Here is a 25,256-nt window from a genome sequence, read left to right as displayed (position 1 = left end):
CCGCTCTGCGGCCCTTTCGCGACGCAAGGCCGCTCCCACACTAAGATCCCATTCATATGAGAAGTGCTTGTTGCAATCCAGCTGACCCAGTGCAGCCCAGCGAGATTGGCGCTTGAGGCTCAGAGAAACGCATGCATGCCGAATCATCCCCCTCCATCCTTCCAGGGCGCCTGCAAATAACGGGTGCGGTTGAAGGTTTCCAGCCAGTCTGGGCAGAACACCACCAAAGCGCTGATGAGCATGCCGTTGATGAAGGCTTCCGGGAACATCATCAACCACAGGTAGCCGATGAAATCGCTCAGCCACTCGGGCATGGCGAAGCGCCCGTCCAGCCACAACAGGCCCAGCGCGGCAGGCACGCAGATCAGCACGGTCAAGGCGGCAGGGAAAAAGCCTGAGCAGAAAATGTACACGAACAGGTTGCGCGGTTGCGTGCGTTCGACCACGTTCGCGCAGGCTTCGGTGATCAGCACCGGCAAGCCCACCAGCAACAAGCCGTTCACGCCCAATGCCGCCAGGTCCTGACGCCCCAGCGCCAGCAACCCGAGCTGGGCCATGAAGCCGCCGAGCACGGCCAGGGGCCAGTCGAGCAGCAAGGTCACGGCGGTCATGCCCAGGAAGTGATACGACACACCGGTGTCGAAATCACGCCGGACCAGCCACAGGGCGAACAGGCAAAACACCGTGCCGAACAGCAGGTGCTGGCGGCGCCGGTCAGCGCACAATTCGATCCACCGCGTGCGCGATGCGGCCCAGGCCAGCAGTGGCAGATAAGCCAGCCACCCGATGCTCAGGCTGGCGGCCGACAGGACGGGTGCACTGATCACGAACGACTCACTCCCGGTAGTGGTTAACCGAGTCTATACCCTGCTACGTGAACGCGGCCTTAGATTCACAATTGCCGACTAAGCTTGTCTGCATGGATGACTCAGACTACCTGCGCCTGCTCACGATCCAGGCCGAACAAGCCAATGCCTTTCTCTCCAACGCCCGCAAGTGGGAGCGAGAGCGGTGGGTGTGTCAGCGCCTGTTGCAGGGGCTGAACATTCCTCACCGCAGCGAAGACTTCACCCCGGCCGGCCAGGAGCCGCCGGATGTGCTGTTTCGCGATGCGGCGTTCGAAGTGTTTTTCGTGCTCGATGAAGGTCGGCGCCTGAATGACGAGTGGCGCGAAGAGCTGCAGCGTCGGCGCAGCGCCTTTTCCCTGGCGCAATTAGTGCGCCGCGAGGCCCGCCCGAGGCGCATTGCCGCCACCGAGCTGCTGCAGCGCCTGGCGCCAACCCTGCGCAAGAAGGCGCACAACTACCGCGAGCGCGGGCTGGACCTGGGCGAGCTGGACATCATTGCCTTCGCCAGCCTCAAGCGCGAAGTGCTGGACCTCAACACGCACTTTCCGCCGCCGACCGAGTACCTGCGCCAAGGCTGGCGCTCGTTGTCGCTGGTCGGGCCAACGTTCGCCCGGGTGTTGTTCGCCCACCCGGACGCCCCGGATTTTCTGCGCGGCAACCTGGGGCGCAGCATCGTGTTCGACGTCGGTATCAGTCTTTGATCCAGTGCCGGGAGTCTTTGCAGTGGCGTACACTCGGCGCCAGGGATAGAAAGCATTATCATCTGTCGCAAGCCCTTGCATGAACACTGTGGCGTTCGTGCAGTCTCAAACGTCTACCTGACGAGGCCCACCATGACCAGTCGCCTGAATCCTGAAGATCAGCGTCGTGTCGATGAGTATCTACGTGCTCCCCAGCATCAAGTCGAGCGCCGGCCATTCAGGCCGTGGTTGCTCCTGGTGCTGGTCGTGGCCGTGACCATCGGGTTGGGCCTTGTCAGCCGCCTGCTGAGTGGACTGGTGCTATGAGCAGCGTTGCGCTCGCCCTCCCCTCGCGCAGTGCGCGGCCGGCCCCTGGGGCCACGAATTCCGTAAACCTTATGAGATATTCCCATGACTCATCGCATCGTGATTGTCGGCGGCGGCGCCGGCGGCCTGGAACTGGCGACCCGCCTGGGTAAAAGCCTGGGCAAGCGCAAGCAGGCCGAGATCACCCTGGTCGACGCCAACCTCACGCACATCTGGAAGCCCCTGCTGCACGAGGTGGCCGCCGGCTCGCTGAACTCCTCGGAAGACGAACTGAACTACGTGGCCCAGGCCAAGTGGAACCACTTCAACTTCCAGCTCGGGCGCATGAGCGGCCTGGACCGTGAAGGCAAGCAGATTCAACTGGCCGCCACCCTCGACGAGAACGGCCGCGAGCTGCTGCCTGCGCGTACCCTGGGTTACGACACATTGGTCATCGCGGTGGGCTCGAACACCAACGACTTCGGGACCTTGGGCGCAGCGCAGCACTGCCTGTTCCTCGACACCCGCAAGCAAGCGGAGCGCTTCCACCAGCAATTGCTCAACCACTACCTGCGCGCCCACGCCGGTGACGTGGCCAGCGAGAAAATCAGCGTGGCGATCGTCGGTGCCGGTGCCACGGGTGTCGAGCTTGCGGCCGAACTGCACCACGCCGCCCACGAGCTGGCGGCCTATGGCCTGGACCGTATCCAGCCCAAGGACATGCACATCACCCTGATCGAGGCCGGCCCGCGTGTGCTGCCGGCATTGCCTGAGCGCATCAGCGTGCCGGTGCACCAGACCCTGGAGAAACTCGGCGTCAAGGTGATGACCAACGCAGCGGTCAGTGAAGTGACCGAGGATGGCCTGAAGACCAAGGACGGCGAAGTGATCCAGGCCAGCCTCAAGGTGTGGGCGGCGGGGATTCGCGCGCCGGGCTTCCTCAAGGACATAGACGGGCTGGAAACCAACCGCATCAATCAGCTGGTGGTACGCCCTACCCTGCAGACCACCCGTGATGACGACATCTTCGCCTTTGGTGACTGCGCCGCTTGCCCGCAGCCGGACAGCGACCGCAATGTGCCGCCGCGCGCCCAGGCTGCGCACCAGCAGGCGTCGATGCTGGCGCAGAGCATCAAGGCACGCCTGGAGAACAAGCCGCTGCCGACCTACACCTACAAGGACTATGGTTCGCTGGTGTCGCTGTCGCGCTTCTCGGCGGTGGGCAACCTGATGGGTAACCTGATGGGCAGCGTGAAGCTCGAAGGCTGGCTGGCGCGGATGTTCTACGTGTCGCTGTACCGCATGCACCAGATGGCGCTGTTTGGCTTCTTCCGCACAGCACTGATGATGCTCGGCAGCAAGATTGGCCGGGGCACCGAGCCGCGCCTGAAGCTGCACTAGCGGCTGGCGGGGGCGTTCTGCGCCCCCTATCGAAACCGGTCGGGACTAAAACCCGAGCAAAGAAAAAGGGCATCTCTTGCGAGATGCCCTTCTTTACATGGTGGGTCGTGTAGGATTCGAACCTACGACCAATTGGTTAAAAGCCAACTGCTCTACCAACTGAGCTAACGACCCAAAGATGGTCGGGGTGAGGGGATTCGAACTCCTGACATCCTGCTCCCAAAGCAGGCGCGCTACCGGACTGCGCTACACCCCGAGTACTGCTTAAAGAAAAAGGGCATCTCGCGGAGATGCCCTCTTTACATGGTGGGTCGTGTAGGATTCGAACCTACGACCAATTGGTTAAAAGCCAACTGCTCTACCAACTGAGCTAACGACCCGGAAAATGGTCGGGGTGAGGGGATTCGAACTCCTGACATCCTGCTCCCAAAGCAGGCGCGCTACCGGACTGCGCTACACCCCGAGATTGGCTCCGCGACCTGGACTCGAACCAGGGACCCAATGATTAACAGTCATTTGCTCTACCGACTGAGCTATCGCGGAACTGAACTTCGGTACAACTTTACAGCTTCGAAGTCTGTGTTAGCTTCGATCTCGCTAGCCACTTCGTTTTCACGTTGTCGCTGCTGAGGTCGGCTATTCTACATTCTTCGTTTTGCTTGTCAACCCCTTTTTTTCATTCAACTTACTGATTTGTAAGTTGTTTTGCGGTCACCGATGTAGCTGGCGATTCGCTTAGTGGCTGACAACGCGGCGTATATTAGGGGCACCGGTTTTCCGATGCAAGCAAAAATTTCACATTTTTCAGCACGTTATGAAAAAAAACCGCCAAGCCCCGAATTTGCTGGGCGCGCGCGCTGTTCCAGGCATGAAAAACCCCGCCGAAGCGGGGTTTCTCAGTGGCTATGATCAGGCGAAGACAATCTCGTCGCCGTCCACCGTGGCGGTAATCGCCGTGCCGGGCACGAACTTGCCCGCCAGGATCAACTGCGCCAGTGGGTTTTCGATCCAGCGCTGGATCGCCCGCTTCAGCGGCCGCGCGCCATACACCGGGTCGTAACCTACCGCGATCAGCTTGTCCAAGGCCTCTGGGCTCAGGCTCAACGACAGCTCGCGTTCCAGCAGGCGGCTGCGCAGGCGACCGAGCTGGATTTCGGTGATGCCGGCGATCTGCTCGCGGCCCAGCGGCTCGAACACCACCACTTCGTCGATCCGGTTGATGAACTCCGGACGGAAATGCGCGCCCACCGCGTCCATCACCGCTGCCCGCTGCGCCTCGCGATCGCCGACCAGTTCCTGGATCTGCGCCGAGCCCAGGTTGGACGTCATCACGATCACCGTGTTGCGGAAGTCCACAGTACGGCCATGGCTGTCGGTCAGGCGTCCGTCTTCAAGCACTTGCAGCAGCACGTTGAACACATCCGGATGGGCTTTTTCCACCTCGTCGAGCAACACCACCGAGTACGGTTTGCGCCGCACGGCTTCGGTCAGATAACCGCCCTCCTCGTAACCGACATAGCCTGGCGGCGCACCGATCAGGCGAGCCACGGAGTGCTTCTCCATGAACTCGGACATGTCGATACGGACCATCGCCTCTTCGGTGTCGAAGAGGAATTCCGCCAGTGCCTTGCACAGCTCGGTCTTGCCCACGCCAGTCGGGCCGAGGAACAGGAACGAACCACTTGGCCGGTTAGGGTCGGACAACCCGGCACGCGAGCGGCGCACGGCGTTGGCCACGGCGGTCACCGCCTCGCCCTGGCCAATCACGCGCTGGTGCAACAACGCTTCCATCTTCAGCAGCTTTTCGCGCTCGCCTTCGAGCATCTTGGACACGGGGATGCCCGTCCACTTGGAAACCACCTCGGCAATTTCTTCCTCGGTGACCTTGTTGCGCAGCAGCTGGTTGTCGGTCTTGCCGTGCTGGTCGACCATCTGCAGGCTGCGCTCAAGGTCTGGGATCACCCCGTACTGCAGCTCGGCCATGCGGCTGAGGTCGCCCTTGCGGCGTGCGGCTTCCAGTTCCTGGCGGGCCTGCTCGATCTTTTGCTGAATCTGCGCCGAACCCTGTACCTCGGCTTTCTCGGAGGCCCAGATTTCTTCGAGGTCCGAATACTCACGCTCGAGGCGCTCGATTTCTTCGGTCAGTTTTTCCAGGCGTTTTTTCGCGGCTTCGTCTTCTTCTTTCTTCAGCGCCTGGGATTCCACTTTCAGCTGGATCAGGCGGCGGTCGAGGCGGTCGAGCACTTCTGGCTTGGAGTCGATCTCCATGCGAATACGGCTGGCCGCTTCGTCGATCAGGTCGATGGCCTTGTCAGGCAGTTGCCGATCGGTGATGTAGCGGTGGCTAAGCTTGGCCGCAGCGATGATCGCACCGTCGGTGATGGCCACCTTGTGGTGCACTTCATAGCGCTCCTTGAGGCCACGCAGAATGGCGATGGTGTCTTCCTCGCTCGGCTCCTCCACCAGCACTTTCTGGAAGCGGCGCTCGAGCGCGGCGTCCTTCTCGATGAACTGGCGGTACTCGTTGAGCGTGGTGGCGCCAACGCAGTGCAGCTCACCACGGGCCAGGGCCGGCTTGAGCATGTTACCGGCATCCATTGCGCCTTCGCCCTTACCGGCGCCGACCATGGTGTGCAGTTCGTCGATGAACAGAATGATCTGCCCTTCCTGCTTGGACAGCTCATTGAGCAGGCCTTTGAGGCGCTCTTCGAACTCGCCGCGGTACTTGGCACCGGCGATCAATGCGCCCATGTCCAGCGCCAGCAGGCGTTTGCCTTTGAGGCCGTCAGGCACTTCACCGTTGATGATGCGCTGGGCCAGGCCTTCGGCGATGGCAGTCTTGCCCACACCAGGCTCACCGATCAGCACCGGGTTGTTCTTGGTGCGGCGCTGCAGCACCTGCACGGTGCGGCGGATTTCATCGTCACGGCCGATCACCGGGTCAAGCTTGCCTTCTTCGGCGCGCTTGGTCAGGTCGACGGTGTATTTGTCCAGGGCCTGACGCGACTCCTCGGCATTCGGGTCATTGACCGCTGCGCCGCCGCGCAGGTTGTTGATGGCGTTTTCCAGCGCTTTCTTGCTCACGCCCTGGCTGAGCAGCAGCTTGCCGAGCTTGCTGTTCTCGTCCATGGCGGCGAGCAGGACCAATTCACTGGAAATGAACTGGTCGCCCTTTTGCTGGGCCAGACGGTCGGCCTGGTTGAGCAGACGTGCCAGGTCCTGGGACATGTTCACATCGCCCGTGGGGTTCTGGATTTTCGGCAGCTGGTCGAGTTCCTTGACCAAGGCCTGGCGCAGGCTGTTGATGTCGAAGCCTACCTGCATCAGCAGTGGCTTGATGGACCCGCCCTGCTGTTCGAGCAGCGCCTGCAACAGGTGCACCGGCTCGATGGCAGGATGATCCATGCCAACGGCCAGGGATTGGGCATCGGAAATGGCAAGCTGGAGCTTGCTGGTCAAACGGTCTATTCGCATGATGTACCTTCCTTTAAAGGGCAGGTCGGAGCGATGGACAGCGCCTGTTCGTGAAGAAACCTGCCTGAGATGTCCTTATAGATAAGGGTGATTCTGGAAGATTCAAGCGTAGCGGGGTTGACCGAAGTCAGCTGGATGGATTAATGCGGGTCCAGCCAGACCAGTGAAGCGAAGCGCCCACCCTGCGGGGTGCGGCGGTAGGAGAAGAAGCGCGGGTCGCTGACCGTGCACAAACCGCCGCCGTACACGGCGGTAACGCCACGCGCCGCCAGGCGAATGCGCGCCAGCGCGTAGATATCGGCCATCAGCTTGCCCGGCTGCGCACCAGGGACGAAAGCCTGGGCGGCGTCGGGGTGCAGGGCGGTGAAGGCATCGCGCACTTCCAGCCCGACCTCGAACGCTTGCGGGCCGATCGCCGGCCCCAGCCACACCAGCACCTCATCAGGCGCCAGGGCCAGGCGCTCGAGCGTGGCCTCCAGCACGCCAGCGGCCAGCCCGCGCCAACCGGCATGGGCCGCTGCCACGCGGGTACCGGCGCGGTCGCAGAACAACACGGGCAGGCAATCGGCAGTCATCGCCGTGCAGGCAATGCCAGGCTGGTCGGTCCAGCTGGCATCGGCCTCGGCCACCACGGCTGGGTTGGCATCGGCCACGACCACGCCGTGCACCTGCTTGAGCCAGGCGGGCTGGATGGCGAATTCGGCGCTCAGGCGACGGCGATTCTCGGCAACTGCCGCTGGCTCGTCGCCGACGTGGTCACCGAGATTGAAGGTGTCGTAGGGCGGCAGGCTGACGCCACCCTGGCGCGTGGTGACACAGGCGCGCACCGAGGCCGGGGCTGGCCAGTCGGGGAACAGCAGCGCCTGGGTCAGACCGCTCATCCGATAAAGCTCTCGCGGTCCTGGCTGAGCAGCGACAGCAACCAGACGAAATCATCCGGCAGTGGCGATTCCCATTCCATGCGTTCACCGGTGGCCGGGTGTACCAGCGCCAGGAAGCGTGCGTGCAGGGCCTGGCGCGGGAAGTTCTTCACCGCATCGACCATGGTCGGGCTGGCTGCCGGCGGGATGCGGAAACGGCCGCCGTAGGTCTGGTCGCCGACCAGCGGGAAGCCGACGTGGGCCATGTGCACGCGGATCTGGTGGGTGCGGCCGGTTTCCAGTTTGACCCGCACGTGGGTGTGCGAGCGGAAGCGCTTGAGCACCCGGTAATGGCTGACCGCAGGCTTGCCACCATCGGTGACCGCCATGCGCTGGCGCATGCCGCCGTGACGGCCGATCGGGGCGTCGATCTTGCCACCGGCAGTCACCACGCCGACCACGATGCACTCGTAGATTCGGCTGACGCTGCGGCTTTGCAGTTGCTCGACCAGCTTGGTCTGCGCCTGCAGGGTCTTGGCGACGACCATCAGACCGGTGGTGTCTTTGTCCAGGCGGTGGACGATCCCGGCACGCGGCACGTTGATGATGTCGGGCACGTGGTGCAACAAGGCATTGAGCAGGGTACCGCTGGCGTGCCCGGCAGCCGGGTGCACCACCAGGCCAGCCGGTTTGTTGATCACCAGGATCTGGTCATCTTCATAGACGATGTCCAGCTCGATGTCCTCGGCCTCCCACTCGCCCTGGGCTTCCTGCTCGGCGTCGAGCGCCAGGACGGAGCCACCATGGACGGTGTCACGGGGGCGCAGGACCGCGCCATCGACCGTCAGGCGGCCTTCTTTGATCCACGAAGTAAGCCGCGAACGCGAATACTCGGCGAACAATTGGGCGGCGACCTGATCGAGGCGTTGACCGCCCAGTTCGGACGGGACCTCTGCGCTAAGTTGAATGATCTCGGACATGCTCGATTCGGCGGGCGCACAGCCTTTGGTTTCGGCTGCGAGCTTGTGGTTAAATACGGCTTCTTTTGTCCCGGGGTTGGCCGGGGCGCTCATCATAACAGGACGGCACCGCCCAAGACAGCGGCCGTCAAAGGGACGCAAGCCGCCATGCAAGTGAAACACCTGCTGCTGATCGCCATCCTCGGGCTCACCGCGGCCTGTTCCTCTAACAAGGAAGTCATTGACGAAAACCTCAGTGAGGCCGAGCTGTATCAACAGGCCCAGGCTGACCTGGACAACTCCAGCTACACCAGCGCCGTGAACAAGCTCAAGGCCCTGGAGTCGCGCTACCCGTTCGGCCGCTACGCCGACCAGGCGCAGCTCGAGCTGATCTACGCCAACTACAAGAATGCCGAGCCCGAGGCCGCCAAGTCGGCCGCCGAGCGCTTCATTCGCCTGCACCCGCAGCACCCGAACGTCGACTACGCCTACTACCTCAAGGGCCTGACCTCGTTCGACCAGGACCGCGGCCTGCTGGCGCGCTTCCTGCCGCTGGACATGACCAAGCGTGACCCAGGTGCCGCGCGCGACTCCTACAACGAGTTCGCCCAGCTGACCAGCCGCTTCCCGAACAGCCGCTACGCCCCGGACGCCAAGCAGCGCATGATCTACCTGCGCAACCTGCTGGCAGCCTACGAAATCCACGTGGCCGACTACTACCTCAGCCGCCAGGCCTATGTCGCCGCTGCCAACCGTGGCCGCTACGTGGTCGAGAACTTCCAGGAAACCCCATCGGTCGGCGATGGCCTGGCAGTGATGGTCGAGTCGTACCAGAAGATGCACCTGGACGATCTTGCCGCCACCAGCCTGGAAGCGCTGAATCTCAACTACCCAGACCACCCGAGCCTGGTCGATGGTGAGTTCCAGAACAAACAGACCGAATCCGATGGCCGCGGCTGGCTGTCCAAGGCTACCTTGGGCCTGATCGAAACCAGCACCCCGCTGCCACCGGGCGAAACCCGCGCCAATCAGGACGTGGTCAAGCAGTTCCAGGATGCGCGCGACGAGATGCCGCAAGAGCTGCTGCCCAAGGACGAGAACGGCGACCCGATCGTGCCCGAAGGCCCGAAAGAAGCCGAAAAAGATCGCTCGTGGTTCAGCTACATGACCTTCGGTCTGTTCGACTGACCGCAGCGCCATGCGAAAGGGAGGCCCAGGCCTCCCTTTTTTATTGGCTGCGCCCTAGACTGTCGGCTTTCATCCCCAACAAGCTGGACACCATGGTTCGCCTACTTTTCTGGATCGCCCTGATCGCCGCCGCGTTCTGGCTGTGGCGCAAGTTCAAAGCCGCGCAACAGTCGCCTGCCGAGCCCAAGCTCGATGCCCCGTTGAAGATGGTGCGCTGCGCCCATTGCGGCGTGCACCTGCCCGACGAACGGGCGCTGCAGCAAGGCAACGAGTGGTATTGCAGCCAGGCACACCTGCAACAGGGGCCTGGCCGACAGGGCTGAGGCAAGCGGCTGCCCTGCCCCGTCCTGTCGCGGCATCAGCGCGCCGCGAACGCCCCTCAGCCCAGACGGCCTGCCGGGGCGTAGGGGGCCGGATCGATGACTGGCCGAGCACCGGTCAACAGATCGCTGAACAGCTGGCACGATGCTGGCGCCAGCACCAACCCGTTGCGGTAATGCCCACAGTTCAACCACAGCCCTTCATGCCCAGGCACCGGGCCGATGTACGGCACCCCTTCCGGCGAGCCTGGGCGCAAGCCTGCCCAGTGCGCGACCACGGCGGCATCCTTGAGCTGCGGCAGTAGCTCGATGGCCGAAGCCTTCAGGCTGGCCAGCGCGTCCTCGGTCGGTGTCTTGTCGTAGCCAGCGTGTTCCAGGGTACTGCCCACCAGGATGTGCCCGTCGCGGCGCGGGATCGCGTAGCGCCCCTTGGCCAGCACCATGCTCGGCAGAAAGTCCTCGGCACATTTGAATAGAATCATCTGGCCCTTGACCGGCTCGACCGGCAGCGCCAGGCCCAAGGTGCGCAACAGATCGCCGCTCCAGGCGCCAGCGCTGAGCACTACCTCGTCAGCGGCCAAGACGCCCTCTGCGGTCTGCACGCCCGTCACGCGCCCGGCTTGCTGGACGAAGCCGCTGATCGGGCAGTGCTCGCGCAGGGTTACATTGGGCAGGGCCTGCAACGCCGCCTTGAGCGCCTTGACCAGGCGTGGATTGCGCACGTTGGCCACACCCGCCATGAAAATCGCGCGCTTGAAGCCCGGCCCGAGGACCGGCACGGCATCGTAGGCGGCCGAGGTGTCCACGGCGCTCAACGGCCGCCCCTCACGCGCAGCCCACGCCAGCGCTTCGGCCTCGTCGTCGAGATCCAGCCAGTACAGCCCGGTGGTATGCACCTCGGGGTCGATGCCAGTGCTGGCGAACAGGCGCTCGCCCAGCTGTGGGTAGAAATCCTGCGACCAGTGCGCCAGCGCGGTAACGGCCGGGCTGTAGCGCCAGGGGTACAGTGGCGAGACGATACCGCCGCCGGCCCAGGACGATTCGCGGCCCACCTCGCCCTGATCGCACACCACCACCTGGTCGACCCTCGCCGCCAGGTTGAACGCGGTCAGCAGGCCGATCACGCCGCCGCCGACCACCACTACTTGCTTGCTCATCTATCGATCCAACACCTGAAGTAAACTCGGCGATGCCCAAGGCATCATTCAATCTTCAGCTTCCCCAACACCGCTCGGCGCTGCCTGTGGCGCCCGGGTTGCGCTGTGCGCCGGCCTGGTCGAGCTGAAAGTCGCCGCAGCGGTCATCGGCCATCAGGCCAGTGGGCAGCCGCCGCGCGATCAGCGTGAAGGCGTCTGCCTGGCGCTCGACATGCAGGCGGTAGTAGCGGCTTGCGCTCGGCAACGACGGGTCGCCCTCGGCGTATTGGCCGGTGCGCGCGCGGTGCAGCTCCAGACGCAGGGCAGCGTCATGCAGCACGCCGACCACTTCGCTGCGTGCGGCTCGCCTGAGCTGGTCGCTGTAACTGGGGTAGGCAATGGCTGCCAGAATGCCGGTCACCGCCACGACAATCAACAACTCGATCAGCGTCATCCCTTGCTGCATGTCAGTCTTCCTTCAGTCTCTGGCGCCAGGCGATACGCTGGGGCGCCGGCGCTTGAGCGCTCGGCACGGCGTACACCGCCTCCACCACCTGGCGCGCGGTGGTTTGTTGGCTGACCGCAGTGATCCGGTACAAGACGACCGGCTCGCCCCAGGCCATGTGCGCAGCGCGGGTGGTCGTGCCGAGGTTCTGCAACAGGAAATAACCCTGCTCTGCACGCTGCCACGGGCCCTGCAGCGCATGTGGATCGGCCGGGGGTGGGCAGCCGTTGCATGGCCCAGGAGCGGCACGCTGCAAGCTTGCCAGGCCGTCCAACAACGTGGCCTCGGCTTGCTCGAAGGCCTGCAGGCCTTCTTTCAAGACGGTTGTCAGCCGGGTGCTCAGCTGTGCTTCGCGCAAAGCCGAGGCGGCCAGCAAACCGAGAAGCAGGGTGAAGATCAGCGCCAGCAGCAGCACCATGCCGCCCTGACGCTTCACAGCGCGGCCACTGGGTTGCGCAAGGCGACGCTCAGAGCGTGCCGCTGTTCGAGCGCAAGGGCCGGGTCGTACAGTGTCAGGGACAAGTCCAGGCGATCGCCCTCAGGCTGCTGTACACGCTCGATGCGCAGTTCACGGACATTGTCGATCAGCACTTGCGCGGTATCGCTGGTACGCCGGCTGAACATCAAGGCGCTGCCCTGCAAGGCATAGCGGTGCCGGCTGATGGCAATCGCCCAATGCCTGCCAGGATCAGCCGGCCTGCCCTTCCCTACCTGCGCGAAGTCCTTGCAATCGGTCAGCAGGGTCCAGTCCGGTGCTCCGTAATGGCCTGGCAGTTCCGCGGTCACCAGGCTCAAGCTGGACGGACCTATGTCTAGCGGTCGCTCGAACAGGCGGCGCGCCGAGGGGTCCTGGAAGTCCTGCGGCTGCAGGCGCAAGCAGCCGAACATGCCGGCCATGCGGATATCCTGGGCCATGCGCAGCAGCACCAGGCGGGCGTCGCTTTGCAGCTGCAGGGCCGCGCCGTGCAGGCGCCAGCTCTGATGAGCCGCAACCAGCAACTGGCCAGCGCCGGTCAGCAGCAACAACCCAAGGCTCAGCGCCAGCAACATGTCGAGCAAGCCGAAACCGCGCTGTTGACGCCTCATGGGCGGCCCCGCTCGTGTTCGCTGTATTGCACCATCAGCGCCTGGCCATCGCGGCGCGCCGCTTCGCTCGCCTGTAGCGCCTTGGCCTGCAACGCCGCCGCAGCGACTGTTCCCGAGGCCACCACGGCGACCGCCAGCAGCACCTCCAGCAGCGTCATGCCACGTTGTATGTTGCGCATCCCTGCACCTCCTGGGAGTTTTCCTGCGATTACCTTGAACTTGGGCGACTGGCACGCCTGTCCAACGTCCACGAAGCTAGAGCCAAGCACTTCCACGGAGGAATGCACGGTGAAGCAAAAAGGCGTAACACTGATTCAAACCATGTCGGCTTTGGCGGTAGCGGCATTGCTGACACAGCTCGGCATGCCGGCCTACGCCAAGTTAAGTGATGACCTACACCGAGCGGCCGCCGCCCGTGACCTGGCGCAGGCCCTGCGCAGTGCGCGCAGTCACGCCATGCTGCAAAGCCAGCCGGTGCGTGTGCAGCCACTGCACAATGATTGGGGCAAGGGCTGGCAGGTGGTGCTGGAGCGCAACCAGCAGGTGCTGCGCGAGCACAGCCTGACCCGGCCGTTGAAAATCGCCAACTCGGCGGGTACGCAGATGAGGTTCAGTGCATTGGGCGTACCGCTGGGGCGCGGCAGCAGTTTCGGCGGCGGCACACTGACCGTGTGCAACAGCCCCTATCAGGTGGTGCTGGCGCCCACCGGACGGATCAGCCTGCGCAGCGGTGAACCGGAGGGGTCCACCTGCGCAGGCCTGTGATCAGATCAGCGAGCGAACCCGCAGTTCTTTAGGCATGGAGAAGGTGATGTTCTCCGGCCGCCCGTCGAGCTCTTCGGCGCTGGTAGCGCCCCACGCCTTGAGCTGGTCGATCACACCGCGCACCAACACCTCGGGGGCCGAGGCGCCAGCGGTGATACCCACTTGAGCGGCCTGCTCGAACCAGCCACGCTGCAAGTCTTCGGCCCCGTCGATCAGGTAGGCCGGTGTGCCCATGCGCTCGGCCAGCTCCCGCAGGCGGTTGGAGTTGGAGCTGTTCGGGCTCCCCACTACCAGCAGCACATCGCATTCATCGGCCAGTTGCTTGACCGCGTCCTGGCGGTTTTGCGTGGCGTAGCAGATATCGTCCTTGCGCGGGCCACCAATGTTCGGGAAGCGTGCGCGCAGGGCGTCGATGACCCGGCTGGTGTCATCCATCGACAAGGTGGTCTGGGTGACGAAGGCCAGGTGGTCCGGGTCGTTGACCTGGAGCTTGGCGACATCTTCTTCGTCTTCGACGAGGTAGATGGCGCCACCGTTGCTGGCGTCGTACTGGCCCATGGTGCCTTCGACTTCCGGGTGGCCTTCGTGGCCGATGAGAATGCACTCTCGGCCGTCGCGGCTGTACTTGGCCACTTCGATGTGCACCTTGGTCACCAGCGGACAGGTTGCATCGAACACCTTCAGGCCACGCCCGGCCGCTTCCTGGCGCACGGCCTGGGAAACGCCATGGGCACTGAAGATGACGATGACATCGTCCGGCACCTGATCCAGTTCCTCGACGAAGATGGCGCCGCGGTTGCGCAGGTCTTCGACCACGAACTTGTTGTGCACCACTTCGTGACGCACGTAGATGGGCGGGCCGAAGACTTCCAGCGCCCGGTTGACGATTTCGATCGCCCGGTCCACGCCCGCGCAGAAGCCGCGCGGGTTGGCGAGTTTGATTTGCATGCTCGGCTCCGGGCCTACAAGGCCTTGACCTCGAGGATATCCACCTCGAAGGTCAGGGTCTTGCCAGCCAGTGGGTGATTGAAATCGATGGTCACCTGGTGCTCATCGAATGCCTTGACCACACCCGGCAGCTCGGTGTTGGCCGCATCGTTGAAGATGATCAGCAGCCCGTCGGACAGCTCCATGCCTTCGAACTGGGAGCGTGGCATCACTTGCACGTTCTGCGGGTTGGGCTGACCGAAGGCGTTCTCTGGGGCCACCACCACGGTGCGCTTGTCACCGGCCTTGAAGCCGAACAAGGCGCTTTCGAAGCCCGGCAGCAGGTTGCCGTCGCCGACCTTGAAGGTCGCCGGGGCTTTGTCGAAGGTGCTGTCGACAGTGTCGCCGTTTTCCAGGTGCAGCGCGAAGTGCAGCGTGACTTCGGTGTTCTGGCCGATACGGGTGTCAGTCATGGACCGGTTCCTCGGACTTCTTGCTCTTGAACATGTCCAGCGCCAGCATCACCGCGCCAACGGTGATAGCGCTGTCGGCCAGGTTGAAGGCCGGGAAGTAGTGACGGTTCTGCCAGTGCACCAGGATGAAGTCGACCACGTGGCCCAGCACGATACGGTCGTACAGGTTGCCGATGGCGCCGCCCAGGACCAGCGCCAGCGCTACCGCAAGCCAGGTCTCGTTACGCCCCAGGCGCTTGAGCCAGACTACCAGCACGGCACTGACCACCACGGCGATCAGGGCGAACAGCCAGCGCTGCCAGCCGGAGCTGTCGGCGAGGAAGCTGAACGCGGCGCCGGTGTTGTAGGCCAGGGTCCAGCTGAAGTAGTCGGGAATCACCACGATCTGCTGGTACATGCTCAGGGCGTTGTTGAAATACAGCTTGGTGGCCTGGTCGAGGACCAGGACCAGCAAGCTCAGCCACAGCCATGGCAGGCGCCCGAAGCGCCCTGCTGCAGGGTTAGGCATAGTGGCGTACCTCGCCATTACCGCTCAAGTTGTCGACGCAGCGGCTGCAGATTTCCGGGTGCTCTGGGTGGCTGCCGACGTCGGCACGGAAGTGCCAGCAACGGCCGCACTTGGCGTGACCGGACTTGACCACCTGCAGTTTCAGCCCTTCGACTTCGGTGGCCACGGCCTCGGCCGGGGCCTGGGCCAGCGGCACGACGCTGGCAGCCGAAGTGATCAGCACGAAGCGCAGCTCGTCGCCAAGCTTGGCCAGGTCGGCGCTCAGGCCCTCTTCGGCGAACAGGGTAACCTCAGCTTGCAGGTTGCCGCCAATGACTTTGGCGGTCCGCTGGTTTTCCAGCTCTTTGTTGACTGCAGCCTTGACCGCCATCACGCGATCCCAGTAAGCGCGGTCGAGCTCGGTGCCTTCCGGCAGCTCGCTCAAGCCTGCATACCAGCCGTTGAGCATCACCGACTCGTTGCGCTCGCCCGGCAGGTACTGCCAGATCTCGTCGGCGGTGAAGGCCAGGATCGGCGCGATCCAGCGCACCAGGGCCTCGCTGATGTGGTACAGCGCGGTCTGGCAGGAACGACGGGCGACACTGTTGGCGCCGGTGGTGTACTGGCGGTCCTTGATGATGTCAAGGTAGAAGCCGCCCAGCTCCTGCACGCAGAAGTTGTGCACCTTGGAGTAGACGTTCCAGAAGCGGTACTCGCCGTAGTGCTCTTCCAGCTCGCGCTGCAGCAACAGGGTGCGGTCTACCGCCCAACGGTCGAGGGCAATCATCTCTTCGGGCTGGAGCAGGTCACGCGCCGGGTCGAAGCCGGACAGGTTGGAAAGCAGGAAGCGTGCGGTGTTGCGGATACGCCGGTAGGCGTCGGCGCTGCGCTGCAGGATCTGCTCGGAAACCGCCATCTCGCCGGAATAGTCGGTGGCCGCGACCCACAGGCGCAGGATGTCGGCGCCCAGGGTGTTGTTGACCTTCTCGGGCTCGATGGTATTGCCCAGCGACTTGGACATCTTGCGGCCGTTCTCGTCCACGGTGAAGCCGTGGGTCAGCAGCTCGCGGTACGGCGCATGGCCATCGATGGCGCAGCCGGTCAGCAGCGACGAATGGAACCAGCCGCGGTGCTGGTCGGAGCCTTCCAGGTAAAGATCGGCGCGCGGGCCGGTGGCGTGACCGATGTCGTGGGAGCCGCGCAGTACGTGCCAGTGAGTGGTGCCGGAATCGAACCACACGTCCAGGGTGTCGGCGATCTTGTCATACTGGCCGGCTTCATCGCCCAGCAGTTCGGCAGCGTCGAGCTTGAACCAGGCCTCGATGCCCTCCTGCTCGACACGCTGGGCCACCGCTTCCATCAATTCGACGGTACGCGGGTGCAGTTCGCCGGTCTGCTTGTGCAGGAAGAACGGGATCGGCACGCCCCAGTTACGCTGACGCGAGATGCACCAGTCCGGGCGGTTGGCGATCATCGAGTGCAGGCGCGCCTGGCCCCAGGCCGGGACGAACTTGGTGTCTTCGATGGCTTTGAGTGCGCGCTCGCGCAGCGGCTCGCCCGTGCTTGGCTGCTTGTCCATGCCGACGAACCACTGCGCGGTGGCGCGGTAGATCAGCGGGGTCTTGTGGCGCCAGCAGTGCATGTAGCTGTGGCTGATGGTTTCGCTGTGCATCAGCGCACCGACTTCGCCAAGCTTCTCGACGATCGCCGGGTTGGCCTTCCAGATGAACTGGCCACCAAAGAACGGCAGCGACTCGACATACACGCCGTTGCTCTGCACCGGGGTGAGGATGTCGTCGTTGACCATGCCGTAGCGCTTGCAGGTGACGAAGTCATCTTCACCGTAGGCAGGTGCGGAGTGAACCACGCCGGTACCGGCGCCCAATTCGACGTAGTCGGCCAGGTACACCGGCGACAGGCGATCGTAGAACGGGTGACGGAAATTGACCAACTCCAGCGCCGCGCCTTGGGTGGTGGCCACGACCGAGCCTTCGAGGTTGTAGCGCTTGAGGCACGACTCGACCAGCTCCTGCGCCAGCACCAGCAGGCGCTCGCCGGTGTCGACCAGGGCATAGGTGAATTCCGGGTGGATGTTCAACGCCTGGTTGGCCGGGATGGTCCACGGGGTGGTGGTCCAGATCACGATGGCAGCGGGCTTGGTCAGTGCCGGCAAGCCGAACGCCGCAGCCAGCTTGGCCTCGTCGGCGACCGGGAAGGCCACGTCGATGGTCTGCGACTTCTTGTCGGCGTATTCGACTTCAGCTTCAGCCAGGGCCGAGCCGCAGTCGAAGCACCAGTTCACCGGCTTGAGGCCCTTGAACACGAAGCCCTGCTTGACCATTTCGGCCAGGGCACGGATTTCACCGGCCTCGTTGGCGAAGTTCATGGTCTTGTACGGGTTGTCCCAATCGCCCAGCACACCCAGGCGAATGAACTCGGTCTTCTGCCCTTCGATCTGCTCGGCAGCGTACTCGCGGCACAGCTCGCGGGTACGGTCGGCGGTCAGGTGCTTGCCGTGGGTGACTTCGACCTTGTGCTCGATCGGCAGGCCATGGCAGTCCCAGCCCGGTACGTACGGCGCGTCGAAGCCGGACAGGGTCTTGGAACGGACGATCATGTCCTTGAGGATCTTGTTCAGCGCATGACCGATGTGAATCTTGCCGTTGGCGTAGGGCGGGCCGTCGTGCAGGACGAACTTCGGACGATCCTTGCCAATCTCGCGCAGCTTCTGGTACAGGCCAATGCTGTCCCAGCGCTGCAGAATCTGCGGTTCGCGCTGAGGCAGGCCGGCCTTCATGGGGAAGGCGGTGTCCGGAAGGTTTAGCGTGGCTTTGTAGTCGGTCATTTCAGGCTCTTGGTTAGCGGTTGAGCGTGCCAATGTGCACGTGCGGCGGCGATATCCGCATCGATCGCCGACTTCAGCGCCTCCAGGGAGGCGAATCGCTGCTCTTCGCGCAGCTTGTGGTGGAATTCCACCGTCAGGCGCCGGCCATACAGATCGCCGGCATAATCCAGTAGATGAATCTCAAGGTGTGGGCGGCCGTCGCCGGCCACCGTGGGGCGCACCCCGATATTGCCGACACCCGGCCAGGCCTTGCCGTCGATCTCGATGCTGGCCAGGTAGACCCCGGACAACGGCACGCGGCGGCGCTTGAGCTGGATGTTGGCCGTCGGCGTGCCGAGCTGGCGGGCCAGCTTCTGCCCGTGCAGGACTCGGCCGGTGATGCGGTACGGGCGGCCGAGCAAGTGTTCGGCCAGCTCGAAGTTGCCTTCGGCCAGGGCCTTGCGCACCTCGGTGCTGCTGACCCGCAGGCCATCCTGGATCACCGTGTTGGCGGCTTCGACGCTGAAACCGTACTGCTTGCCGGCGGCCACCAGGAAGGCAAAGTCGCCGGCCCGATCACAGCCGAAGCGGAAGTCGTCGCCCACTTCGAGGTGGCGCACGTCCAGGCCGTCGACCAGGATCGCCTTGACGAATTCATCGGCGCTGAGCTGGCTCAGGCGCTGGTTGAATGCCAGGCACAGGACCCGGTCGATCCCCTCGCCGGCCAGCAGCTCGACCTTGTCGCGCAGACGCGCCAGGCGCGCCGGGGCGGTGTCAGGGGCGAAATACTCGCGCGGTTGCGGCTCGAAGATCACCACGCAGGTCGGCAGGCCCAAGGCCTGGCCGCGCTCGCGCAGGCGCGCCAGGATCGCCTGGTGGCCACGGTGAACCCCGTCGAAGTTGCCAATGGTGGCGACACAGCCCCGGTGCTCGGGGCGCAGGTTGTGAAGACCTCGAACCAGCTGCATAACGCGCTTCTTGCTCATAAAGTGGCCGATTATAACCACACCCGGGCGTCGGTGACAGGCAGCAGCGCCGAGGGGTGGCGTGGAATGTGAAAAACCGACGCCTGACGTGCAGTGCAGCTCAATGCAGGGCCTTGCGCATGAAATGCCGAGGACGGATGCCGCACAGGTATAACGCGCCGAAGTAGGTCACCACGCCGGCTGCGATCAACGCCGCCAGGCGCAGCAGACGCTCGAGCATGTTGCCTTCGGCCCAGGCCGGCAGGTAGTGCATGCCCAACAGCAGCACGGTGGTCATCAGCGCCACCGACAGCACCAGCTTGCCAAGGAACATCGCCCAGCCTGGCTGCGGTTGGAACAACTGCTGGCTGCGCAGTTTCCAGAACAGCAGCCCCGCATTCAGGCAGGCGCCCAGGCTGATGGCCAGGGCCAGGCCGGCGTGCTGCAACGGGCCGATCAGCGCCAGGTTGAACAGCTGCGTGCACACCAGGGTGAAGATCGCGATCTTCACCGGCGTCCGAATATTCTGCTGCGCATAAAACCCAGGTGCCAGCACCTTGACCAGAATGATCGCCAGCAAGCCGACCGAATAGGCGATCAGCGCGCGCTGGGTCATCGCCGCATCGGTGGCGCTGAACTTGCCATACTGGAACAGCGCTACGGTCAATGGCTCGGCCAGTACCGCCAAGGCCAGGGTACACGGCAGCACCAACAGGAAACACAGGCGCAGGCCCCAGTCCATGATGCGGGAGTACTCATCACGGTCCTTGTTGGCATAGGTCTTGGCCAGGGTCGGCAGCAAGATGGTTCCCAGGGCCACGCCGAGCACGCCGGACGGCAGCTCCATCAGGCGGTCGGCGTAGTACATCCAGGACACCGAGCCGGCGACCAGGAACGAGGCGAAGATGGTGTTGATGATCAGCGAGATCTGGCTCACCGAGACGCCGAGAATGGCCGGCAGCATCTGCTTGAGCACGCGCCAGACCCCGGCATCGCGCAGGTTGAGGCGTGGCAGCACGAGCATGCCGATTTTCTTCAGGGCCGGCAGCTGATAGAGCAACTGCGCCAGGCCACCTGCCAGCACGCCCCAGGCCAGCGCCATGATCGGCGGGTTGAAATAAGGCGTGAGCAGCACGGCGAACAGGATCATTGCCACGTTGAGCAAGGTCGGGGTGAATGCCGGCACTGAAAAGCGGTTCCAGGTGTTGAGGATCGCACCGGCCAGCGACGACAGCGAGATCAGCAATATATAAGGAAACGTCACGCGCAGCAGGTCGGTGGTCAGGACGTATTTCTCGGCGCTGTCGACGAAGCCCGGCGCAGTGGCCCATACCACCCAGGGGGCGGCCAGTATGCCCAGGGCCGTGACCACGGCCAGCACCAGGGTCAGCAAGCCGCTGACGTAGGCGATGAAGGTGCGTGTGGCCTCCTCGCCCTGCTGGGTCTTGTATTCGGCCAGGATCGGTACGAAAGCCTGGGAGAACGCCCCCTCGGCGAAGATCCGGCGCAGCAGGTTGGGCAGCTTGAAGGCAATGAAGAAGGCGTCTGTGGCAACGCCGGCACCGAAGATACGGGCCAGGATGGTGTCGCGCACGAAGCCCAACACCCGTGAAATCATGGTGATGGAGCTGACTGCAGCGAGGGATTTGAGCAGATTCATCGAAAAGATTCACGCCAAGGACAGAGGACGCTGCCAGACAGCGTTCGAATGTGCGATACTCCCGCGCCTTCGCAGGGGAGCCAAAAATTCCCGAGTTTACAGATCGCACGGCAGAAAGGAATATTTCCCGCCTGTTGCTGCACCACTCGGCGGAACCCTGCAGGTGGCCTTGACATCCGGTCTACGCATCGGCATGATTCGCGGCCTATTTTGTTTGCTATTTACCTAAAGTCTTTCGAGGAGCTCGACGGTGGCCAACACACCTTCCGCCAAGAAACGTGCAAAACAGGCTGAGAAGCGTCGCAGCCACAACGCCAGCCTGCGTTCCATGGTCCGCACCTACATCAAGAATGTAGTTAAAGCCATTGACGCAAAAGACGCCGAAAAAGCGCAAGCCGCTTACGTTCTGGCTGTGCCTGTAATCGACCGTATGGCCGACAAAGGCATCATCCACAAGAACAAAGCTGCTCGCCACAAAGGCCGTCTGAATGGCCACATCAAGGCGCTGAAAGAAGCTGCAGCTGCCTAAGCGACGTTCTTGTCGAAAAAACCGACCTCAGGGTCGGTTTTTTTATGCCTGTAATTCCGCTTGAGGGCCGGGCGCTGCTGGTATCCGGGCCGCACGCAAGCGGCCCGGGCTTGCATCACTTGCCAAGCTGGATCTTCGGCGCCCACTGCAACCAGGCTTCGTCTGCTTCCTCGAACAGCGGGAAGGTCTGCTGCGGCCGTGCCGGGTTACCCATCTGCTCGCCTTCTGGGGTGGCGAAGGCCACGCCGCCGTCGATCAGCGTTTCCACTGACTCGGTACGCACCTTGGCCCCCTTGAACAGGCCCCAGTCGAAGCCGAAGCCGCTGCTGTTCCAGAATCGGCTGCCGCTGCGCACCAGTGCGGCATAGCGCGGTTCGATGAGGATGTGGATCAGTACTCGATCCGCGCTCTGGCCCAGTTCGAAGCCGGTCACCTTGCCCACCTGCACCTCACGGTAGGTGACCGGCACACCCGGCTTGAGCGACCCACGCCGCGGCGCACTCAAGGTCAACGGCAGACCGATCTCTGCGCCTTTGACCTCGGGCGCCTCTGCCAGCGCAATGAAGTCGCGCTGCGGGCCGCGGTCCTTGATGGCCGGCTGCACTTCGATGTACTGCCCGCCAATCAAGGTATCGAGGTTTTCGGTACGCACCAGGCCCAGGGCCGGCTTGACTACCCAGAACTGCGAACCGGCGCGGGCGATGCGCTCGGCCGACTCGGTGATCCGCGCGCGCAGCAGCACCGCTTGCAGGTCCTTGGTCAGGTCGACACTTTCAACGCTGCCCACGTCCAGGCCACGGAAACGGATCGGCGTGCCGGCCTTGAGTCCGTCGGCACGCTCGACGCGCAGGGTGATCAGCGTGCCTGTACGGTTGACCGCCTCCTCGCTTTCAAACAGGCGGAAGCGAGGAATGCGTCGCTTGAGCGCCACGTTCGGCTGGGGCGTGTCGAAGGCGATCCCGCCAGCCATGAGGGTCTGCAACGACTCGCTCTTGATCTTGATGCCCGACAGGCCGCCGGTCAGGGTGATACCGCTGACGTTCCAGAAGCGCGAGGAGCCATTGACCAGGTTTTCGTATTCTTTCTCGATATGCACGCCGATCAGAATGCGGCTGCTGTTAGGCGCGAACTGGTAGCTCTGCACACTGCCGACTTTGACCTGGCGGTACATCACTGGGCTGCCGACCTCCAGCGAGCCAAGGGTATCGGCGAACAGCACCATGTGCAGCCCAGGGGCCTTCAAGTCCAGCGGTGGCGCCTTGGGCCGCGCTTCGAATTCGCGCTGCGGCTTGGCGCCCTTCTCGCCGGGGCGGATGGCGATGTAGTTACCCTTGACCAGCGCTTCGAGACCGGTGATGCCCGCCAGGGAGATGGACGGCTTTACCACCCAGAATTGCGCACCTTCCACCAGGTAGTCTTCGGTCAGCGGGTCGAGGGTCAACTCGGCGGTCGCGCTGGACAGGTTTTCTTCCATCTTCAGGGTCTTCAACGAGCCGACCTGAATGCCTTTGTACATGACCGGCGTACGGCCCGCCTGCAGCCCGTCATAGTCGCTGAGCTTCACCTTGACGCGAATACCGGCCTGGGCCGCGTCGAAGTCTTCATACAAGCGAAACGGCAAGCTGGGATCGGTAGGCGGGCTGTCCTGGCGGTGCTCAGGGGTGGCGAAGGCGATACCCCCGGCGACGATGCTGGAAAGCGATTCGCTACGCACCTTCACCCCGGACAGGGAGGCGTCGATGCTGATGCCGCTGGCGTTCCAGAAACGCGTGTGTTTGCGCACCAGGTTGGCGTAGGCCGGCTCGATGAACACCTTGACCTCGACGGTGCCATGGTCGTCCGAGAGGCGATAGCTTTTTACCCGGCCCACTTTGATCTGCTTGTAGAACACCGGGCTGTCGCGGTTGAGCGAGCCCAGCCGATCGGCCTTGAGTGTCAGGTGCAGGCCTGGTTCGCTGTCTGACAGCGGCGGGGCTTCTTTCAGGGCGGTGAAGCGCTTGGTCGGCTCGCCGTCGCCTGGGCTGACCGCGATGTAGTTACCCGATACCAGGGTTTCCAGGCCTGAAATCCCGGCCAGGCTGACGCTCGGCTTTACCAGCCAGAACCGCGTGCCCTTGTTCAGGTGCAACTCTGCAGCCTTGTTCATTTCGATGGTGGCGATGACCCCTTGGTTTTCGCCTTTGGCATCGAGCACCAGGTCTTTGACCTTACCCACCGGCATGCCTTTGTAGATCACTTCGGTCTTGTTGGCGACGATGCCTTCACCGCTGGCGAAGCGCACCTCGATTTCGACGCCGGCAGTGCTGTAGGCCTGCCAGGCCAGCCAGCCGCCAATCATCAACGCGATCAGTGGCAAGATCCAGATGGCCGACCAATTCGAAGCTGGACGGGTTTTGGCCGTAGGCATGTCACTCATGGTCGTCATCCGACTCCGTGTTGTCCCAGATCAGTCGGGGATCGAAGGTTAAAGCGGCAAGCATCGTGAGGATCACCACAGTTGCGAAGGCTACAGCGCCCAGATTGGCTTCGACACTGGCGATACGGCCGAAATTCACCACTGCCACCAGAATGGCAATAACGAATATATCCAGCATCGACCAGCGCCCGATGAATTCGATGAAGCGGTACATCAGTATGCGTTGACGTGCCGACAGTGGCTGGCGGCGCTGCACCGAATACAGCAGCAGGCCGATGCCGATCAACTTGAAGGTGGGCACCAGGATGCTGGCAGTGAACACCACGGCGGCAATTGGCACCATGCCGTGCTTGAGCAGGGTGATGACGCCGGACATGATGGTGTCGGGGCTGCCCTGGCCGAACGTGCTTACGGTCATGATCGGCAACAGGTTGGCCGGGATGTACAGAATCGACGCGGCGATCAGCAGCGCCCAGGTGCGCACGATGCTGTTGGGTCGCCGTGCGTGCAGGATGGCGCCGCAGCGCGAGCAGTTCTGCGTAGCGCCCTGCTCGTCCTGGCGGTTCAGCTCATGGCACTCATTGCAGACCAGGATGCCTGCATCAATCGCCCGCATGAAGATCTTCTCCTGACAAAGCGCTCCAGATCTGGTGCGGTGACATCACCACTTCTAGCCATACCTGCACCAGTAACAGACTGATGAAGCAGAACAAGCCCAGGCCTACCGTCAGCTCGGCGAGGTCCACCAGCTTGACGATGGCGACCAGCACGCCCATGAAGTAGACCTCGAGCATGCCCCAGTCTTTGAGGTGATGATAAATACGGTAGAACAACAGCCCTCGGCTGCGTCCCACGTTCAGGCGGATGCTCAGCAACACCGCCAGTTGGCAGAGCAGTTTGGTCAGCGGTATGGCCATGCTGCAGAGAAATACCACTATCGCGACTCCGCGCATCTCGGAGTTGTACAGGCCTAGCACGCCACTCCAGACGGTATCGTCCGAGGTCTGGCCAAGCAGGTGCAGGCGCATGATCGGCATGAAGTTCGCTGGAATGAACAGCAGCAAGGCGGTCAACACCAGGGCCAGGCTGCGATTGACCACGTTGTACCGGTGCGCGTACAGCTCATAGCCGCAACGGCTGCACAGGGCTTTCTCGCCGTGCTGCAGGATCGGCTTGCGCATCAGCAGGTCGCACTCGTGACAGGCGACCAGCTCATCCAAGGGCAGCTGCTCTAAAGGTTTGATTTCGAGGGGCTCTGGCATCTGAGAGTTCTGGATAGGTCCGTCGGTCTATTCTAGTGGTCCCCGCCCGAATGTGGGAGACGACCAACGACTGCCATGATGCCAGAAAGACAAAACCCCTACCTGCTCGCGCAGATAGGGGTTTTGCGAAATGAATCTTGACGATGACCTACTCTCACATGGGGAAACCCCACACTACCATCGGC

At 63.2% G+C, this 25,256-nt stretch carries 25 protein-coding genes and 5 tRNA genes; 7 read left to right on the top strand and 23 right to left on the bottom strand.

Annotated features, from left to right (window positions below):
* Nucleotides 1–143 precede the first annotated feature (143 nt).
* On the bottom strand, nt 144–827 hold the full coding sequence (locus tag FS665_RS18270; RefSeq protein WP_145191519.1) for an energy-coupling factor ABC transporter permease: 684 nt from the start codon (nt 825–827) through the stop codon (nt 144–146).
* A gap of 92 nt (nt 828–919) precedes the next feature.
* On the opposite strand from FS665_RS18270, the gene FS665_RS18265 reads away from it, so the two are divergent.
* The 3 genes from FS665_RS18265 (at nt 920) to FS665_RS18255 (ending at nt 3,235) form a co-directional block, all read left to right on the top strand.
* On the top strand, nt 920–1,549 hold the full coding sequence (locus tag FS665_RS18265; protein ID WP_145191516.1) for a DUF1780 domain-containing protein: 630 nt from the start codon (nt 920–922) through the stop codon (nt 1,547–1,549).
* Nucleotides 1,550–1,681: 132 nt separating this feature from the next.
* Nucleotides 1,682–1,855: a DUF3094 family protein gene (locus FS665_RS18260; protein ID WP_033744188.1), complete on the top strand. Its 174-nt coding sequence runs from the start codon at nt 1,682–1,684 to the stop codon at nt 1,853–1,855.
* An 84-nt stretch (nt 1,856–1,939) separates the two neighbouring features.
* The gene (locus FS665_RS18255; protein ID WP_145191513.1) at nt 1,940–3,235 is read left to right on the top strand and encodes an NAD(P)/FAD-dependent oxidoreductase; all 1,296 of its coding nucleotides are present in this window, start codon (nt 1,940–1,942) and stop codon (nt 3,233–3,235) included.
* Between the two features lie 98 nt (nt 3,236–3,333).
* Here the strand turns inward: FS665_RS18255 and FS665_RS18250 are convergent.
* The 8 genes from FS665_RS18250 to rluD all read right to left on the bottom strand — a co-directional run bounded on the left by FS665_RS18250 (nt 3,334) and on the right by rluD (nt 8,549).
* Nucleotides 3,334–3,409: transfer RNA gene (locus FS665_RS18250), tRNA-Lys, on the bottom strand.
* Between the two features lie 5 nt (nt 3,410–3,414).
* A tRNA-Pro gene (locus FS665_RS18245) sits at nt 3,415–3,491 on the bottom strand.
* A 48-nt stretch (nt 3,492–3,539) separates the two neighbouring features.
* A tRNA-Lys gene (locus FS665_RS18240) sits at nt 3,540–3,615 on the bottom strand.
* A gap of 6 nt (nt 3,616–3,621) precedes the next feature.
* Nucleotides 3,622–3,698: transfer RNA gene (locus FS665_RS18235), tRNA-Pro, on the bottom strand.
* A 4-nt stretch (nt 3,699–3,702) separates the two neighbouring features.
* A tRNA-Asn gene (locus tag FS665_RS18230) sits at nt 3,703–3,778 on the bottom strand.
* 366 nt (nt 3,779–4,144) lie between these two features.
* Nucleotides 4,145–6,709, bottom strand: coding sequence for an ATP-dependent chaperone ClpB (clpB, locus tag FS665_RS18225; protein ID WP_145191510.1), 2,565 nt, complete (start codon nt 6,707–6,709; stop codon nt 4,145–4,147).
* 140 nt (nt 6,710–6,849) lie between these two features.
* Nucleotides 6,850–7,590: a peptidoglycan editing factor PgeF gene (gene pgeF, locus FS665_RS18220; protein ID WP_145191507.1), complete on the bottom strand. Its 741-nt coding sequence runs from the start codon at nt 7,588–7,590 to the stop codon at nt 6,850–6,852.
* A complete protein-coding gene (gene rluD, locus FS665_RS18215) occupies nt 7,587–8,549 on the bottom strand; it encodes a 23S rRNA pseudouridine(1911/1915/1917) synthase RluD (protein WP_145191504.1) in 963 nt (320 codons plus the stop codon). Before rluD ends, pgeF begins: the two co-directional genes overlap by 4 nt.
* Before the next feature lie 147 nt (nt 8,550–8,696).
* Here rluD and FS665_RS18210 point away from each other — a divergent pair, with 147 nt between their 5' ends.
* Together FS665_RS18210 and FS665_RS18205 are read left to right on the top strand one after the other, a co-directional pair.
* A complete protein-coding gene (locus tag FS665_RS18210) occupies nt 8,697–9,716 on the top strand; it encodes an outer membrane protein assembly factor BamD (protein ID WP_145191501.1) in 1,020 nt (339 codons plus the stop codon).
* 92 nt (nt 9,717–9,808) lie between these two features.
* Nucleotides 9,809–10,039 (top strand): PP0621 family protein, encoded by a 231-nt coding sequence (locus FS665_RS18205; RefSeq protein ID WP_145191498.1) that lies wholly within the window; start codon nt 9,809–9,811, stop codon nt 10,037–10,039.
* Between the two features lie 56 nt (nt 10,040–10,095).
* Here FS665_RS18205 and thiO read toward each other — a convergent pair whose 3' ends face one another.
* From thiO to FS665_RS18180, 5 genes are read right to left on the bottom strand one after another with little or no spacing between them, the layout of a single operon-like run.
* Nucleotides 10,096–11,193, bottom strand: a complete 1,098-nt coding sequence (gene thiO / locus FS665_RS18200) for a glycine oxidase ThiO (protein ID WP_145191496.1) — start codon at nt 11,191–11,193, stop codon at nt 10,096–10,098.
* A gap of 55 nt (nt 11,194–11,248) precedes the next feature.
* The gene (locus tag FS665_RS18195) at nt 11,249–11,638 is read right to left on the bottom strand and encodes a type IV pilin protein (protein WP_145191493.1); all 390 of its coding nucleotides are present in this window, start codon (nt 11,636–11,638) and stop codon (nt 11,249–11,251) included.
* Nucleotide 11,639: 1 nt separating this feature from the next.
* Entirely contained in the window at nt 11,640–12,113 is a 474-nt protein-coding gene (locus FS665_RS18190; RefSeq protein ID WP_145191490.1) for a hypothetical protein, read from the bottom strand.
* Nucleotides 12,110–12,763, bottom strand: coding sequence for a PilW family protein (locus FS665_RS18185; protein WP_145191487.1), 654 nt, complete (start codon nt 12,761–12,763; stop codon nt 12,110–12,112). The genes FS665_RS18190 and FS665_RS18185 overlap by 4 nt, the downstream gene beginning before the upstream one ends.
* On the bottom strand, nt 12,760–12,942 hold the full coding sequence (locus FS665_RS18180) for a prepilin-type N-terminal cleavage/methylation domain-containing protein (protein WP_145191484.1): 183 nt from the start codon (nt 12,940–12,942) through the stop codon (nt 12,760–12,762). The genes FS665_RS18185 and FS665_RS18180 overlap by 4 nt, the downstream gene beginning before the upstream one ends.
* Nucleotides 12,943–13,051: 109 nt before the next feature.
* Between FS665_RS18180 and FS665_RS18175 the strand changes: the two genes are divergently transcribed.
* Nucleotides 13,052–13,528, top strand: a complete 477-nt coding sequence (locus FS665_RS18175; RefSeq protein WP_145191481.1) for a GspH/FimT family protein — start codon at nt 13,052–13,054, stop codon at nt 13,526–13,528.
* Here the strand turns inward: FS665_RS18175 and ispH are convergent, their stop codons facing one another.
* The 6 genes from ispH to murJ all read right to left on the bottom strand — a co-directional run bounded on the left by ispH (nt 13,529) and on the right by murJ (nt 20,864).
* Nucleotides 13,529–14,476: a 4-hydroxy-3-methylbut-2-enyl diphosphate reductase gene (gene ispH, locus FS665_RS18170; RefSeq protein ID WP_145191478.1), complete on the bottom strand. Its 948-nt coding sequence runs from the start codon at nt 14,474–14,476 to the stop codon at nt 13,529–13,531.
* Between the two features lie 14 nt (nt 14,477–14,490).
* Nucleotides 14,491–14,928 carry an FKBP-type peptidyl-prolyl cis-trans isomerase gene (gene fkpB, locus FS665_RS18165; RefSeq protein ID WP_145191475.1) on the bottom strand — a complete coding sequence of 146 codons (438 nt, stop codon included), beginning with the start codon at nt 14,926–14,928 and terminating at the stop codon, nt 14,491–14,493.
* Nucleotides 14,921–15,436 carry a signal peptidase II gene (gene lspA / locus FS665_RS18160; RefSeq protein WP_145191472.1) on the bottom strand — a complete coding sequence of 172 codons (516 nt, stop codon included), beginning with the start codon at nt 15,434–15,436 and terminating at the stop codon, nt 14,921–14,923. Before lspA ends, fkpB begins: the two co-directional genes overlap by 8 nt.
* Nucleotides 15,429–18,260: an isoleucine--tRNA ligase gene (gene ileS, locus FS665_RS18155; protein ID WP_145191469.1), complete on the bottom strand. Its 2,832-nt coding sequence runs from the start codon at nt 18,258–18,260 to the stop codon at nt 15,429–15,431. The genes lspA and ileS overlap by 8 nt, the downstream gene beginning before the upstream one ends.
* A complete protein-coding gene (gene ribF, locus FS665_RS18150; protein WP_145191466.1) occupies nt 18,257–19,207 on the bottom strand; it encodes a bifunctional riboflavin kinase/FAD synthetase in 951 nt (316 codons plus the stop codon). Before ribF ends, ileS begins: the two co-directional genes overlap by 4 nt.
* Before the next feature lie 118 nt (nt 19,208–19,325).
* Nucleotides 19,326–20,864 carry a murein biosynthesis integral membrane protein MurJ gene (gene murJ / locus FS665_RS18145; RefSeq protein WP_145191463.1) on the bottom strand — a complete coding sequence of 513 codons (1,539 nt, stop codon included), beginning with the start codon at nt 20,862–20,864 and terminating at the stop codon, nt 19,326–19,328.
* A gap of 250 nt (nt 20,865–21,114) precedes the next feature.
* Between murJ and rpsT the strand changes: the two genes are divergently transcribed.
* A complete protein-coding gene (gene rpsT / locus FS665_RS18140) occupies nt 21,115–21,393 on the top strand; it encodes a 30S ribosomal protein S20 (protein WP_003247625.1) in 279 nt (92 codons plus the stop codon).
* 115 nt (nt 21,394–21,508) lie between these two features.
* On the opposite strand, the gene FS665_RS18135 is transcribed toward rpsT, so the two are convergent.
* Genes FS665_RS18135 through FS665_RS18125 form a run of 3 tightly spaced genes read right to left on the bottom strand, consistent with a single transcriptional unit; the run spans nt 21,509 to nt 25,071 of the window.
* Nucleotides 21,509–23,809 (bottom strand): PqiB family protein, encoded by a 2,301-nt coding sequence (locus FS665_RS18135; protein WP_145191460.1) that lies wholly within the window; start codon nt 23,807–23,809, stop codon nt 21,509–21,511.
* The gene (locus FS665_RS18130) at nt 23,802–24,425 is read right to left on the bottom strand and encodes a paraquat-inducible protein A (RefSeq protein ID WP_145191457.1); all 624 of its coding nucleotides are present in this window, start codon (nt 24,423–24,425) and stop codon (nt 23,802–23,804) included. The genes FS665_RS18135 and FS665_RS18130 overlap by 8 nt, the downstream gene beginning before the upstream one ends.
* Entirely contained in the window at nt 24,412–25,071 is a 660-nt protein-coding gene (locus tag FS665_RS18125; protein ID WP_145191454.1) for a paraquat-inducible protein A, read from the bottom strand. Before FS665_RS18125 ends, FS665_RS18130 begins: the two co-directional genes overlap by 14 nt.
* Nucleotides 25,072–25,256 lie beyond the last annotated feature (185 nt).

Origin of the sequence: Pseudomonas sp. URMO17WK12:I11 (assembly GCF_007677725.1) — a bacterium.
In the GTDB taxonomy this organism is placed as follows: domain Bacteria; phylum Pseudomonadota; class Gammaproteobacteria; order Pseudomonadales; family Pseudomonadaceae; genus Aquipseudomonas.
This window is presented reverse-complemented; position numbering and strand designations above follow the sequence as displayed.